The sequence below is a fragment of the Cellulomonas oligotrophica genome (assembly GCF_013409875.1).
GTDB lineage: Bacteria > Actinomycetota > Actinomycetes > Actinomycetales > Cellulomonadaceae > Cellulomonas > Cellulomonas oligotrophica.
The window spans coordinates 789,828-803,304 of record NZ_JACCBK010000001.1 but is presented as its reverse complement, the minus strand read 5'-3'; the positions used below and the strand labels follow the sequence as shown (position 1 = coordinate 803,304).

Below are 13,477 nucleotides of genomic sequence, written 5' to 3'. Positions count from 1 at the left end.
GGCGCGCATGGTCACACCCCCGCCCGTGCTCCTGCGTGACGTGTCCGTCGGGTACGGCGGGGAGCCGGTCTGCGCGCCCGTGTCGTTCGAGCTCGCCGCGGGCGGGGCCGTCGCGCTCGTGGGCGCCAACGGCTCGGGCAAGTCCACGGTGCTGCGGGCGGTCCTCGGCCTGCTCGTGCCGGCCGCGGGCACCGTCGAGGTCCTGGGGCGCCCCGTCGACGAGCGCTCGGCCCGGCACCGGCGCGAGGTCGCGGGCGTCCTCGACGACGACGCGTACTTCCCCGCGCTGACCGTCGCCGAGCACCTCTACCTCACGGCGCGCGGGCACGGCGTGCTGGGGGCCCACGACGTCGTCGCCGAGGTCCTCGACGAGTTCGGGCTGGCCGAGCACGCCCGGGCGCTGCCCGTGACGCTGTCCTCGGGCCAGCGGCGCCGGCTCCTGCTGGCCGCCGGCTTCGTGCGGCCCCGCTCGCTGCTGGTCCTCGACGAGCCCGAGCAGCGCCTCGACCGGCGCATGCGCGACCGGCTCGCGGCCCGCCTGCGCGACGAGCGCGCCGCCGGCGGCGCGGTCCTGCTCGCCACCCACGACCCCGAGCTGGTCGCCGAGGTGTGCGACGCCGCCGTGCACGTCGGCGAGACCGTCAGCGAGGTCGTCGACCCCGACGAGGCCGCCCGGCGGATCGGTCGGGCGGTGCTGTGACGGCCCCTCCCCACGCCGCCGACGAACCCGCCGCCGACGACCCCGTCGTCGGCGACTTCGACCTCGGCGAGGTGCCGACGGCCCGGGAGATCCGCCGGTTCACCGCCCGGGCCGCGCGCGGACGGTCGGGCGCGCGCGCCGGTGCCCTGCTCCAGGACCTCTACGAGGCCGTCGTGGCCGTCGGCATCGCCGCGCTGATCACGGGGGGCACGGTCCGGCAGTTGCGCGACGCGCTCCCGCCCGCGCCCGACGTCCAGGCTCCCGGCGGGCTGAGCCTGCCGGTCCTGGTCGGCGTGCTGCTGGTCGCCGCGGTCGGCGCCCTGCTGTCGCTCGCAGGACGCCTCGGGCCCGTGGGTCTCGGCGGGCCCGAGGCGAGCTGGTGGCTCGACCTGCCGGTGGGACGCCGCGGGCTGCTGCGCCCGACGGCCCGGCGCCTGCCGCTGCTCGCCGCCGGGGTCGGGGCGCTCGTCGTGCTCGTGCTCGAGGCCGGCATGCTCGAGCGGGCCGGCGCTCCGCTGGCCCGGGCTGCGCTCGCGGGGGCCGTCGTCGCCGCGGGGGTCGTGCTGGCGGCCGGGCTGGCGCAGACGCTCGGAGCGCCACGGCGTGCGGCTGCGCTCACCGGCGACCTCCTCGTCCTGGCCGCACCGGTCGCCGCGGTGCTGCTCGTGGTGACCGGCGTCGCCCCAGCGGACCTGCCCACCCCGGGCGCGGGCGTCGTCCTCGCCGGCGCGCTCCTCGTCGCGGCGTGCGCCGTGGTCGTCGACCGCCGCCTCGACGACGTGCCCGCCCGGACGCTGCGCGAGGCCGGGTCGGTGACGTCCCAGGCGCTCGGCGCCGTCGTCTCGCTCGACTCGCGCGAGCTCGGCCGGGCGCTCGGCGCCGGCGTCGCCCCGCGGGCCCGTCCGTGGGTGTCCCGGCTGCGCACCGTCCGGGGGCCCGCGTCGGCGCTGGTCACGGCCGACCTCGTGCTGCTGCGCCGCTCGTCCCGGCACGTCGTGCAGATCGTCGTGGCCCTGCTGCTGCCCGTGCTCGCGACCGTGGTGCCGCAGCTGGCGAGCCCCGCCGGGGTGCTCCTCGCCGTGGTCGTCGGCGGGTGGGTCGCCGCCAGCGGCGCCGGCGAGGGTGCCCGTTGGGCGCAGATCGCCCCCGTCCTCGACGCGCTCCTGCCGCTGGACGCCCGCGACGTGCGCCGGCTGCGCATGGTCGTCCCCGCGGCCGTGATGCTCGTGTGGTCCCTCGTCGTGCTCGGCGCGGTCGGCCGGTGGGCCGGCGCCCCGCTCGACTGGCTGGTCCTCGCCGTCGCGAGCACGCCGGTGTGGGCCGCCGCCGCCGTGCGCGCCGCCTACCGGCCGTCCCCGGACTGGTCGGGACCCCTCATCGCCACACCGTTCGGCGCCCTGCCGCCCGGCGTCATGGCCGTCCTGGTGCGCGGCCCCGACCTCGTGGCGCTCTGCCTGCTGCCCCTGTGGGTGGCGGTCGCCCTGCAGGCCGCCCCGCCCGTGCTCGCGAGCGTCCAGCTGGTGCTGTCCGTCGTCGCGGTGGTCGTCGGATCGTCCACCCACGAGCGGCCCTGGTACGAGCGCATGCTCGACGACCCCGACAAGGCGGCCCCGCGGTGACCCGGATCGTCGCGGGCACGGCCGGCGGCCGCACGCTCGTCGTCCCGTCGTCCGGCACCCGGCCCACCAGCGAGCGCGTGCGCGAGGCCCTGTTCTCGCGGCTCGAGCACCTCGACGCCGTCGACGGCGCCCGCGTCCTCGACCTGTACGCCGGCTCGGGCGCCCTCGGCCTGGAGGCCGCCAGCCGCGGCGCCGACCACGTCGTCCTCGTCGACCAGGCCCGCGCCGCCGTCGAGGCCTGCCGGCGCAACGCCCGCGCCCTCGGCCTGCAGGCGCGCACGGAGGTCGTCGCCGACCGGGTCGACCGCTACCTCGTGCGACGTCCCGACGGCGCCGACGCCTTCGACCTCGTCCTCCTCGACCCGCCCTACGACCTGCCCGACGACGCGCTCGCGGACGACCTCGAGCAGGTCGCCCGCCACGTCGCGCCCGGCGCCGTCGTCGTCGTCGAGCGGTCCGCGCGGTCCGCCGACCCGCGCTGGCCCGCGACCCTCGTGCCCTTCGGCGACCGCCGCTACGGCGAGACCCAGGTCTGGTTCGCCGAGCCGGTCCCCGACGCGTAGGGCGGCCGCGGACCGCCGCGCCGGCACGGGCGGGCTCAGCCGGGAGCGCGCCGCGCGCCGTGCATCACGGCGAGCACGGGCCCGTCCTCGCCGATCGGGTCCAGCGCGACCTCCGCGACCGTGCGGAACCCGAGCCGGCCGTAGAACGCGTGGTTGGCGGGGTCGGTCGTCCCGAGCCACGGCGCCCCGTCCGTGGCTCCGGCGTCGGCGTCGAGCGCGCCGAGCCCGTGCCGGACGAGCGTCGACCCCAGGCCCCGCCCCTGGGCGGCGGGGTGCACCGCGAGGTAGTTGAGGTAGGGCCCGGCGGGCCGCGGGGCGTGCGGTGCGGCACCCGCCAGGGCCTGCAGGACCTCGGCGGCACGCCCCGGCCCGACGAGGGCGGCGAGCACCCCGGCGGGCCGGGGCAGCGCCGCTGCGCCGGTGCCGGCCCGCAGGTCGGCGCCGACGGGCCGCCACGCCGCCAGGGCCACGACCTCGCCGCCCTCCTCGACCACGTCGACGCGGCCCGCGGCGACGTACCGCTCAAGCGCGGGGCCCAGCCACGCGGCGCACGCGTCGTCGCGGGTCGCGGCGTCGGGCAGCACCCAGCGCATCAGCGGGTTCTCCCGGTACGCCAGCGCGCACACGGTGCGCATCGCCGGCAGGTCGGCGCCCGTGGCGGGCCGCGGGTGGCTCACGGCGCCCACGCTAGCCGGGCACGCACGCCCGGCGGGGTCCACCGCCGCACGTGGGGCGCTGGACCCGCGCCGCAGGGCGGGTGGGTCGCGCGCGGACGTCGGCACGGCCGCTCCCCGGCGGTGCGGTGCGCCGGCGTGCCGGGTGCCGTGACGTAGGTTGGCAGGCGTGAGGATCGCGGTGTGCCCGGGCTCGTTCGACCCGCTGACGCTCGGCCACGTCGACGTCGTGCGGCGTGCCCGGACGATGTTCGACGAGGTCGTGGTCGTCGTCGCGCACAACGCCGCCAAGCGGGCGCTCCTCGACGTCGACGAGCGCGTCGAGCTCGCGGCCGGGGCGCTCGCGGACGTCGACGGGGTGCGGGTCCTGGCCACGTCGGGGCTGCTGGCGGACGCGGTGCGCGAGCTGGGTGCCTGCGCGGTCGTCAAGGGCCTGCGCGGCGGTGCGGACGTCGACGCCGAGGTGCCGATGGCGCTGATGAACCGGCACCTGTCGGGGGTCGAGACGGTGTTCGTGCTCGGCGACCCGGCGCTGTCGCACATCGCGTCCTCGCTGGTCAAGGACGTGGCGCGGCACGGTGGCCCGATCGAGGACCTCGTGCCCGCCCCCGTGGCCGCGGCGGTGCGCCGCGCGCTCGCGGCGCAGGGACAGCAGCGCGGTCCGGCCGACGCCGGGGCGCGCAGGGGAGGGGACGGACGATGACGCAGGAGCCGACGGGGGCCGCGCAGCAGCGCGGCGAGGACGGGCCGGGACGCACGGAGGGCGTCGGGGGCGTCCTCGACGCGATCGAGCAGGCGGTGGTCGTGGCGCGGGCGATGCCGATGTCGTCGTCCGTCCTGGTCAACCGGGCCGAGATCCTCGAGCTGGTCGAGCAGGTGCGCGAGGCCCTGCCGGCGCAGCTCGAGCGGGCCGACGAGGTGCTGGCCGACGCCGACGCGGCGCGGCGGGCCGCGCACGCCGAGGCCGAGGCGGTGCTGGACGACGCCCGGGCGCGGGCCGCGGCGCTCGTGGAGCAGGAGGCCGTGGTGCACGAGGCGCAGGCCCGGGCCGCGCACCTGGTGGCCGAGGCCGAGGAGACCGCCCAGCGGCTGCGCCGCGAGGCGGACGACTACTGCGACCGCCGGCTGGCGGACTTCGAGATCGACCTCGGCAAGGTCCTCAGCCAGGTGCAGGCGGGGCGGGCGAAGCTCGCCGGGCGCCTGCAGCCGCCCGCCGGGTCCTGAGGCCGCCTGGACGGCCGTCCGCCGGGTCGTCCGCCGGTTTGGGCGACGGGCGCTCGGTGACGTAGAGTCGACGGTTGGTCCTGCCGATTCGTGGCGTGGGCCGAGCTCGGCTGACGCAGATCAGCTCCACCAGCACCACACGAGGGGACCGGACCGTGCGCCCAGCCCACCTCGATCCCCGCTCGCCGTTCGTGCTCGAGACTCACGAGCTCGGTCGACGTCCGGGATCGACGCGGACGGTGCAGCGGACGGTTCCTGCGCCCGACGAGCTCGGCAGCGGCATGATCGGCATCCCCTCCGGGGACGACGTCGAGCTGGACCTCCGGCTCGAGGCCGTCATGGAGGGGGTCCTGGTCTCCGGCACGATCCACGGCCGAGCGGTCGGGGAGTGCGTGCGGTGCCTGGAGCAGGTCGTCGAGGACGTCGACGTGATGCTGCAGGAGCTGTTCGTCTACCCTGAGCGAGCTCAGGTCGCGGTGCAGAACGGCGACGAGGAGCAGGACGTGCGCGAGATGGAGGGCGATCTGATCGACCTCGAGCCCGCGCTGCGAGACACCGTCGTGCCCGTGCTGCCCTTCCGGCCCCTGTGCCGGCAGGACTGTGCGGGCCTGTGCACCGAGTGCGGTGCACGACTGGACGACGACCCCGGGCACTCGCACGAGGTGCTCGACCCCCGGTGGGCCGCTCTGGGCGGCCTGCTGAGCATGGACGACGAGAAGGAAGAGAGCTGACCGTGGCGGTTCCGAAGCGCAAGATGTCGCGCAGCAACACCCGTGCGCGTCGCTCGCAGTGGAAGACCACTGCCACGACGCTCACCACCTGCCCGCAGTGCAAGAGCGCGGCGCGCCCCCACACGGCGTGCCCGTCGTGCGGCGCGTACGCCGGCCGCCGCTACGCGGAGGCCGTGCGCAGCGAGCACGAGGCGCTCTGACCCTCGCGGCCGGCGTGATGACCGACAACGACGGGGCCCCCGCGGCTCCCGGCGCACGGACGGCGGCCGACTCGCTCCTCGAGAAGCTCGGGGTCCAGCTGGACCCCGAGCTTCTCGTGCTGGCGCTGACCCACCGGTCGTTCGCGCACGAGGCGGGCGGCATCCCGACGAACGAACGCCTCGAGTTCCTGGGCGACACCGTCCTCGGGCTCGTGGTGACCGAGCACCTGTACCGCGAGCACCCCGGCCAGTCCGAGGGTGACCTGGCGAAGATGCGGGCGGCGACCGTGTCGCAGCGCGCGCTGGCCCGTGTGGCACGGGTCCTCGACCTCGGCGGCTACGTGCTGCTCGGCAAGGGCGAGCTCGCGACGGGTGGCGCGGACAAGGACTCGATCCTGTCCGACACCCTCGAGGCCCTGTTCGGCGCCGTGTACCTGGCGCACGGGCTCGAGACCGCGCGCGAGCTGGTCGCCCGCCTGGTCAGCCCCACCCTGGAGGCGGCGGCCGACCTCGGCGCCGGGCTGGACTGGAAGACGTCCCTGCAGGAGCTGTCCGCCGAGCTCGGCCTCGGCGCGCCCTCCTACGACGTCACGGGCGAGGGCCCCGACCACGCCCGGACGTTCACCGCGCACGCCGTCGTCGGCGGCAAGGCTCGGGGCACCGGCACGGGGTCGGCCAAGAAGCTCGCCGAGCAGGAGGCGGCCTCCGCCGCGTACGCCGAGCTGGTGCTGCTGCGCGACGTCGCGCCCGAGCGGGTCGTCGACGGCTCCTCCGGGCCCGCCCCGGCCTGACCCCCGCGACCCGCCGTGCCCGAGCTCCCCGAGGTCGAGACCGTCCGCGACGGTCTGGCGCGCCACGTGCTGGGGCGCGTGGTGTCGGACGTGCGCGTCCACCGCGACTACAGCGTGCGGCGCCACGAGGGCGGCCCCGTCGACTTCGCGGCCCGTCTGACGGGTCGACGCCTCGACGCGGCCGTCCGGCGCGGGAAGTACCTCTGGCTGCTCCTCGACGACGGCGCGCGCGGCGACGACGCGCTGCTGGCGCACCTGGGCATGAGCGGTCAGCTGCTCGTCCGGGAGCCGGTCGTCCCCTCGGGACCCGGCGCCCCGGCCGCCCGCGTCGACCACCCGCACCTGCGCGTGCGCCTCGAGCTGGACGACGGATCGGCCCTGGACTTCGTCGACCAGCGGACCTTCGGGTACCTCGCCGTCGCGGACCTCGTGCCGACGCCCGACGACGGCCCCGGCGGCCGCGGTGCCGACCTGCCGGCCGTGCCGGCACCGGTGGCGCACGTCGCCCGCGACCTGCTCGACCCCGCCCTGGACCGCGCGCGCCTCGTCGACGCGGTCCGGGCCCGGCGGACCGGTCTCAAGCGCGCGCTGCTGGACCAGACCCTCGTGTCCGGCGTCGGCAACATCTACGCCGACGAGGGCCTGTGGCGTGCGCGTCTGCACTACGCCCGGGCGACCGACGCCCTGCGCCGCCCGGAGGTGGGGCGTGCGCTCGACGGCGCCGCGGAGGTCATGGGCGAGGCCCTCGCGCAGGGCGGCACGAGCTTCGACGCCCTCTACGTCAACGTCAACGGGGCCTCGGGGTACTTCGACCGGTCGCTCGCCGTGTACGGGCAGGCCGGCCGTCCCTGCCCGCGGTGCGGCACCCCGGTGCGCCGCGACGAGTTCATGAACCGCTCGTCCTTCACCTGCCCGCGCTGCCAGCCCCGCCCGCGGGACGGGCGCTGGTGACGCCGCCGGGGGCCGGGGACGGACGTCCGGGGCGCGCCGCCGACCTGCACGAGGACGGGATCGCGGCGCGGGGTCGATACGATGCCACCGTGCCAGCCACCGCCGCCCCCACGGGCTCCACGGGCCCCATCACCGTCATGATCGTCGACGACCACGAGGTCGTGCGTCGTGGCATCGCCGAGGTCGTCGAGCGGACCGACGGCATGACCGTCGTCGCCGAGGCCGGTTCCGTCGCGGACGGGACCCGCCGGGCCACGCTCGTGCGGCCGCAGGTGATGCTCGTCGACCTCCAGCTGCCCGACGGCACGGGGATCGACCTCATGCGTGCCGTGCGCGAGACGCTGCCGGACGCGCGCGCCATCGTCCTGACCTCCTTCGACGACGACGACGCCCTCGCCGCGGCGCTCGACGCCGGGGCCGTCGCCTACCTGCTCAAGAGCGTGCGGGGCGCCGAGATCACCGACGTCATCCGGGCCGTCGCCGCCGGTCGCACCCTCCTGGACGAGCGCACGGTGACGCGGCGCCGCGCCGGGCACGAGGACCCCACGGAGGGGCTGACCCCGAGCGAGCTGCGGGTGCTGGACCTCATCGGCGAGGGCCTGTCGAACCGCGAGATCGCCGAGCGCCTCGGCGTCGCGGAGAAGACCGTCAAGAACCACATCACGTCGCTGCTGGCGAAGATGGGCCTGCAGCGGCGGACGCAGGTCGCCGCGTGGGTCGCCTCGCGCAAGCACTCGGGCTGGCGGGCCGAGCCCGGCCACTGACCGTCCGCGGCGGCCCCGGGCCTCAGCCGAGCGGCGCCTGCCAGGTGAGCAGCGTGCCGCGTCCGGACGGGGCCGCCCCGAGCGAGAACGTGCCGCCGTGCTGGCGGGCGCGCGAGGCCAGGTTCCCGGTGCCCGAGGAGCGGTCCCGCACGGCCGGCAGACCCGCCCCGTCGTCCTCGACGTCGACCTGCACGGAGCCCGTGTGGCCGCGGCCGCGCACGTGCACGTGCACGCTCACCGACGACGCCTGCGCGTGCCGGGCCGCGTTCGCCAGCCCCTCGCGGACGACCGCGACGACGTCGTCCGTCAGCTCGGTGCCCATCCGCTCGTCGATGCGGTCCTCGGTGTCGCCGTCCCCGCCCTCGAACGTCTCGCCGTCCAGGGTGAGCACGAGCGACGGGGCGAAGCCCAGCCCGGTGCGCGCCAGCGACGTCTCGCGGCGCAGGCGCTCCACGAGACCGGTGGCCGCGTCGGGGTCGCGCAGCGCGTAGACGATCTGGCGGATCTGGCGCACCGAGGAGTCGACGTTGTCGAGCGCGTCCTCGACGATGCTCGTCAGCTCGGTCGCGTCCACCCCGCGGGCGGCACGCCGGCGGACGGTCTCCAGCTGCATGCCGGTGGCGAAGAGCTGCTGGATCGCCAGGTCGTGCAGGTCCCGGGCGATGCGCTCGCGCTCGTCGAGCAGCGCGGCCACGTCCTGGGCGTGGCGGGCCTCGGCGAGCACGTACGCCAGCGCGGCCTGCGACGCGAACGACGCGGCCGTGGCCAGGTCGCCCTCGTCGAACGGTGTGGCGCCGATCCGGCGCAGCAGCACGAGCACGCCGACGCCCCGGCCCGAGGACTGCAGCGGGGCGTACATGGCGGGCCCGAACGCCCGCATCTGGTCGACCTTGACGGTGCGCGAGGCGCTCAGGGACGGCGTGAGCAGCCCCTGGTTCTCCTCCAGCGCGGTCCAGGCGCGCCCGCCGCGGGGCATGACCAGCCCCGTGAGCTCGTCGGCCTTGTAGCCGTCCGCGAGCTCGAGGTACAGCTCGCCGCCGAGCCCGGGCAGGGCCAGGGCCGCGGTGTCCGCGCCGGCGACCTCCCGGGCCGTCCGCGCGATGTGCTCGAGCGCCTCCTCCTCGTCGATGCCCTCGAGGAGCATCGTCGTGATGTCCTGCCCGGCGCGCAGCCAGTGCTCGCGACGTCCGGCCTCGGCGTACAGCTGGGCGTTCGCGACGGCGACCCCCGCGGCGGCGGCGAGCGCGACGACGATGTCCTCGTCGTGCTCGGTGAACGTGCCGGTGCGCTTCTGCGACAGGTACAGCTGGCCGTACACGTGCTCGCCGACCCGGACGGACGCGCCGAGGAACGAGCCCATCGGCGGGTGGTGCGCCGGCCAGCCCCGGAACGCGGGGTGCTGGGTCAGGTCGTCGAGCCGCAGCGCGCCGTCGAGGGGGATCTGCCCGAGGACGCCCTGGGCGTGCGGCGGGTGGCTCATCATGCGTGCCACGGCGGTCGGGACACCGGTGTACACGAACGTCACCGACGTGCCCTGGTCGTCGAGCACGTTGATCGCGCCGAACTCGGCGTCGGTGAGCTCGGCGCTGACCTGGACGAACCGGTCGAGGACGGCGGGCAGGTCGAGCTGGCCCGCGACGGCGAGGATCGCGTTGAGGAGGTCGGTCAGCGCGTCGCCGGTCAGCGGCACCGGCAGCGGCGAGACCTCCGTGAGGACCCCCCGCTGGAACGGCGCGTGCTGCTCGTCGCGCTCCCCGGCCCGTGCCCCGGCCCGCCCGCTCATGCCCGCCCCGCGGCCGTCTGCTCCACGGCCTCACGGTAGCCCGGCACGTCGGCCCGCAGGGCCTCGTGCGTCCCGCGCGCCGCGACCCGTCCGTCCTCGAGCCACAGCACCTCGTCGGCCGCCGCGAGGGGAGCCAGCCGGTGCGTGACCACGAGGACGCCCCGGGCGGTGCCGTCGCGCGTGGGGGGTGCGTGCCAGAGGGCGTCCAGGACGGCGTCAGCGGTCGCAGGGTCCAGGTGCTCAGCAGGCTCGTCGACGAGCAGCAGGGGCGCGTCGGCGACCAGCGCGCGGGCCAGCAGCAGCCGGCGTCGCTCACCGCCGGACACGGTGCGGCCGTCGGCGCCGAGCAGGGTGGCCAGCCCGTCGGGCAGCGTGCGCAGCCACCCGCCGAGCCCGGCGCGCCCCAGGGCGTCGACCGCCTCGTCCTCGGCGACGTCGCCGCGGGCGACCCGCAGGTTCTCCAGCACCGTGGTACCGAACACGTGGGCGTCCTCGGGCGTGGCGACGACCGCGCCGACGACCCGTGCGCGCTCGACGTCGGTCAGCGGCACGCCGTCGAGCGTGACCGTGCCGGCGACGGGCGGGAGCAGCCCGGCCAGGGTGAGCAGCAGGCTCGTCTTCCCGGCGCCGCTCGCACCGGCCACCCCGACCCGGCGTCCCGGGGCCAGGTCGACGGCGACGTCCCGCAGTGCGGGCGGTCGTCCCGGCCAGCCCACGTCCAGCCCGCGGGCGACGAGGAGCGGCCCGGCCGTCGTCGCCGGGGCCGGCGTGACGGGCCGGGTCGTGGCCGGTGCGGCGCCCGGGTCCGCGTCCGCCGCGTCCAGCAGGGCGAGCACGCGGGCGGCCGCGGCGCGCGACCGGTGCACCTGGACGGCCGCGGCCGGCAGGACCGACGCGGCCTCGAACGCGGCCAGCGGCGTGAGCACGACCACGGCCAGCGCGACGGGGGAGAGCAGGCCGGCCGTGACCGCGGGGACGCCCGTGACGAGCGCTGCCAGCACGGCCAGGCCGACGGCGAGCTGCCCGAGCGCCGCCCCGACCGCGGCGGGCCGCGCACCGGCGTCGGCCGCGTCCGCCAGGCGGCGGTCGGCGTCCGCCAGCGCGTCGAGCTCGGCACCCAGCCGCCCCGAGACGGCGAGCGGACCCGCGTCGTCGAGGACGGCGAGCGCGGACGCGCTCATGTCCGCGCGGGCAGCGCTGCCCCGCTCCTCGACCGTGCGGGCGCCCCGGGCCGCGAGCAGCGGTGCCACGACCGACGCGAGCAGCAGGCACAGCGCCAGCGACAGCCCGGCGGGAGGCCACAGGACGGCCATCGTCGCGCTCGTCAGCACGCCGAGGACGGCGGCCACGGCGGCCGGCACGAGGCCGCGCACCACGACGTCGCCGACCGTGTCGACGTCCGCGCCGACCCGCTGCAGGAGGTCGCCGCGCCGGACGGCGAGGACCGCCTCGGGGCGACCGGCGGCCAGGCGCTCGTACAGCGTGGTGCGCAGGGCGACCATGCCGCGCAGCGCGACGTCGTGGGACACGAGCCGCTCCAGGTAGCGCAGCAGCCCGCGGCCGATCCCGAAGGCCCGCACCGACACCGTCGCGACGGACAGCTCCAGCACGGGCGGCATCTGCGACGCCCGGGCGATCAGCCAGGCCGCGGACGCGGCCAGCGCGACCGCGCAGCCGAGCGCGAGCGTGCCGAGGGTCACCGCCAGGGCGACCCGTCGGGGGTCGACGTCGAGCAGGCGCACCGCCCGGCGCAGGGTCCCGCGCGGGGGTGCCGGACGTGGCGTGCTCATGCTGCTCCCGGGGTCGTGGCGGGGACCGGGCCGGGGGCTGCCGCCGCGGCGACGGGCACCACCACGTCGGCGCGTGCGGCGAGCGACGGCCGGTGGGCGACGAGCAGCACGGCGCTGCCGGCGGCCCGCAGCGCGTCGACGGTGCGCAGGACGACGCGTTCGCCGACGGCGTCCAGGTGCGCGGTCGGCTCGTCGAGCACGACCAGCGGGGTGGGGCGCAGCAGCGCCCGGGTGAGGGCGAGCCGCTGGCGCTGCCCGACGCTCAGGCCGGAGCCGCCCGCGCCGAGCCGGGTGCGCCAGCCGTCGGGGAGCCCGGCGACGACCGTGTCGAGGCCGGTGAGCGCGGCGGCCCGGTCCCGGTCCGCGCCGGCGGGGGAGCCGAGCACCTCGGCGACGGTCCCGGGCTCGAGCACGGGGCGCTGCGGCAGCCAGGTGACCTGCGACCAGTAGGAGCCGGGCTCCACCTCGCGCACGTCGACCCCCCGGCCGTCCGGGCCGAGGAGCTCCACCCGGCCCTCGTCGGGCTCGACCAGGCCCAGGACGACCTCGACGGCGGTGGTCTTGCCGACGCCCGACGGCCCCGTGAGCGCGACGACCCGGCCGGGGGCCAGCTCGAGGTCCAGCCCGTCGGGCGTCATCCCCCCGCGGCTGCGCACCCCCACGCCGTGCACGCGCACGCGCCCGGCCGACAGGTCCGGCGCGGGCGTGCTCCCGTGCGGGACGCCCGGGCCCTCGATGACCGCGAACGCCCGGTCGGCCGCGGCGATCCCGTCGGTGGAGGCGTGGAACTGCGCGCCGACCTGGCGCAGCGGTGCGAAGACCTCGGGGGCCAGCACCAGCACGGCCAGGCCGGTGACCAGGTCGATGTCGGCGTACACCAGGCGCAGGCCGACGCCGACGGCCACCAGCGCGACGCACAGCGTGGTCAGCAGCTCGAGCACCATGCCGGACAGGAACGCGATCCGCAGCGTCCCCGTCGTGGCCCGCCGGTGGGCGTCGCCCAGCTCCCGCACGCGGGCGCCGGGGCCGCGCTCGCGGCCGAACGCGCGCAGCGTGGGCAGGCCCGCGAGCAGGTCGAGCACCTGGGTGCCGAGCCGCTGCATGGTGGCCAGTCCCCGGGAGGACCGCCCCTGGGTCATGACGCCCACGAGCCACATGAACACCGGGACGAGCGGGAGCGTCCCGAGCAGGATCGCGAAGGAGATCCAGTCGAGCCCGAGCACGACGAGCAGCGTCGCGGGCGTGAGCGTCGCGGCGAGCACGAGCTGCGGGAGGTAGCGCACGAAGTACGGCTCGAGGGCGTCGAGGCCCCGGGTTGCCAGCGTGACGACCTCCGGGCCCTCGTGCGACCCGAGCAGCCGTGGGCCGGCGGCCGCCGCCCGGGCGACGACCTGCTCGCGCAGCTGCGCCACGGCCCGCGTCGCGGCCCGGTGCGCGTAGCGCTCCTGCACCCACGTGACGGCCGTGCGGGCCGCGACGACGCCGCCGAGCACCAGGACCGCACCCCCGAGCGCCGGCAGCGTCGCTCCGTCGGAGACGGCGCTGCCGAGCGCGCGGGCGAGGACGAGGGCCTGGACGACCACGAGGGCGCCGGTGAGCACGCCGAGCGCGACGGTGAGCGCCAGGTAGGTGCGCGCGGCGTGCGCGTGGCGCAGGAGCCGGGGGTCGAGGGGCTTCACGCGGACCA

14 protein-coding genes are annotated in these 13,477 nt (G+C 77.4%); 10 read left to right on the top strand and 4 right to left on the bottom strand.

From position 1 onward, the window contains the following. Positions 1–7 precede the first annotated feature (7 nt). Genes BKA21_RS03595 through rsmD form a run of 3 tightly spaced genes read left to right on the top strand, consistent with a single transcriptional unit; the run spans position 8 to position 2,882 of the window. Positions 8–700 carry an ABC transporter ATP-binding protein gene (locus tag BKA21_RS03595; RefSeq protein WP_140458601.1) on the top strand — a complete coding sequence of 231 codons (693 nt, stop codon included), beginning with the start codon at positions 8–10 and terminating at the stop codon, positions 698–700. After that, the gene (locus BKA21_RS03590) at positions 697–2,319 is read left to right on the top strand and encodes a DUF6297 family protein (protein WP_140458602.1); all 1,623 of its coding nucleotides are present in this window, start codon (positions 697–699) and stop codon (positions 2,317–2,319) included. Before BKA21_RS03595 ends, BKA21_RS03590 begins: the two co-directional genes overlap by 4 nt. Then, positions 2,316–2,882: a 16S rRNA (guanine(966)-N(2))-methyltransferase RsmD gene (rsmD, locus tag BKA21_RS03585; protein WP_140458603.1), complete on the top strand. Its 567-nt coding sequence runs from the start codon at positions 2,316–2,318 to the stop codon at positions 2,880–2,882. Before BKA21_RS03590 ends, rsmD begins: the two co-directional genes overlap by 4 nt. Positions 2,883–2,917: 35 nt before the next feature. Here the strand turns inward: rsmD and BKA21_RS03580 are convergent, their stop codons facing one another. Then, positions 2,918–3,559, bottom strand: coding sequence for a GNAT family N-acetyltransferase (locus BKA21_RS03580; RefSeq protein ID WP_140458604.1), 642 nt, complete (start codon positions 3,557–3,559; stop codon positions 2,918–2,920). A 166-nt stretch (positions 3,560–3,725) separates the two neighbouring features. On the opposite strand from BKA21_RS03580, the gene coaD reads away from it, so the two are divergent. The 7 genes from coaD to BKA21_RS03545 all read left to right on the top strand — a co-directional run bounded on the left by coaD (position 3,726) and on the right by BKA21_RS03545 (position 8,217). Beyond that, complete coding sequence (coaD, locus tag BKA21_RS03575) at positions 3,726–4,259, top strand: pantetheine-phosphate adenylyltransferase (protein ID WP_140458605.1); 534 nt, start codon at positions 3,726–3,728, stop codon at positions 4,257–4,259. Further along, the gene (locus BKA21_RS03570; protein WP_140458606.1) at positions 4,256–4,780 is read left to right on the top strand and encodes a hypothetical protein; all 525 of its coding nucleotides are present in this window, start codon (positions 4,256–4,258) and stop codon (positions 4,778–4,780) included. The genes coaD and BKA21_RS03570 overlap by 4 nt, the downstream gene beginning before the upstream one ends. 155 nt (positions 4,781–4,935) lie before the next feature. Beyond that, positions 4,936–5,511 (top strand): YceD family protein, encoded by a 576-nt coding sequence (locus BKA21_RS03565; RefSeq protein ID WP_140458607.1) that lies wholly within the window; start codon positions 4,936–4,938, stop codon positions 5,509–5,511. A gap of 2 nt (positions 5,512–5,513) precedes the next feature. Next, positions 5,514–5,711: a 50S ribosomal protein L32 gene (gene rpmF / locus BKA21_RS03560; protein WP_140458608.1), complete on the top strand. Its 198-nt coding sequence runs from the start codon at positions 5,514–5,516 to the stop codon at positions 5,709–5,711. A 17-nt stretch (positions 5,712–5,728) separates the two neighbouring features. Further along, complete coding sequence (rnc, locus tag BKA21_RS03555; RefSeq protein ID WP_140458609.1) at positions 5,729–6,502, top strand: ribonuclease III; 774 nt, start codon at positions 5,729–5,731, stop codon at positions 6,500–6,502. Positions 6,503–6,517: 15 nt separating this feature from the next. Then, on the top strand, positions 6,518–7,453 hold the full coding sequence (mutM, locus tag BKA21_RS03550; RefSeq protein WP_140458610.1) for a bifunctional DNA-formamidopyrimidine glycosylase/DNA-(apurinic or apyrimidinic site) lyase: 936 nt from the start codon (positions 6,518–6,520) through the stop codon (positions 7,451–7,453). Between the two features lie 137 nt (positions 7,454–7,590). Next, on the top strand, positions 7,591–8,217 hold the full coding sequence (locus tag BKA21_RS03545) for a response regulator (RefSeq protein ID WP_140459158.1): 627 nt from the start codon (positions 7,591–7,593) through the stop codon (positions 8,215–8,217). Positions 8,218–8,239: 22 nt separating this feature from the next. Here the strand turns inward: BKA21_RS03545 and BKA21_RS03540 are convergent, their stop codons facing one another. The 3 genes from BKA21_RS03540 to cydD are packed head-to-tail and all read right to left on the bottom strand — an operon-like array spanning position 8,240 to position 13,469. Next, positions 8,240–10,000: a sensor histidine kinase gene (locus BKA21_RS03540; protein WP_140458611.1), complete on the bottom strand. Its 1,761-nt coding sequence runs from the start codon at positions 9,998–10,000 to the stop codon at positions 8,240–8,242. Beyond that, on the bottom strand, positions 9,997–11,790 hold the full coding sequence (gene cydC / locus BKA21_RS03535; RefSeq protein WP_140458612.1) for a thiol reductant ABC exporter subunit CydC: 1,794 nt from the start codon (positions 11,788–11,790) through the stop codon (positions 9,997–9,999). The genes BKA21_RS03540 and cydC overlap by 4 nt, the downstream gene beginning before the upstream one ends. Continuing rightward, positions 11,787–13,469: a thiol reductant ABC exporter subunit CydD gene (cydD, locus tag BKA21_RS03530; RefSeq protein ID WP_140458613.1), complete on the bottom strand. Its 1,683-nt coding sequence runs from the start codon at positions 13,467–13,469 to the stop codon at positions 11,787–11,789. Before cydD ends, cydC begins: the two co-directional genes overlap by 4 nt. Positions 13,470–13,477 lie beyond the last annotated feature (8 nt).

Bases quoted from the DNA above. Each gene is read 5' to 3' on its own strand.
- BKA21_RS03595 (WP_140458601.1), top strand. From the start codon at position 8: ATGGTCACACCCCCGCCCGTGCTCCTGCGTGACGTGTCCGTCGGGTAC.
- rnc (WP_140458609.1), top strand. From the start codon at position 5,729: ATGACCGACAACGACGGGGCCCCCGCGGCTCCCGGCGCACGGACGGCG.
- cydC (WP_140458612.1), bottom strand. From the start codon at position 11,790: ATGAGCACGCCACGTCCGGCACCCCCGCGCGGGACCCTGCGCCGGGCG.
- BKA21_RS03545 (WP_140459158.1), top strand. From the start codon at position 7,591: ATGATCGTCGACGACCACGAGGTCGTGCGTCGTGGCATCGCCGAGGTC.
- BKA21_RS03540 (WP_140458611.1), bottom strand. From the start codon at position 10,000: ATGAGCGGGCGGGCCGGGGCACGGGCCGGGGAGCGCGACGAGCAGCAC.
- BKA21_RS03570 (WP_140458606.1), top strand. From the start codon at position 4,256: ATGACGCAGGAGCCGACGGGGGCCGCGCAGCAGCGCGGCGAGGACGGG.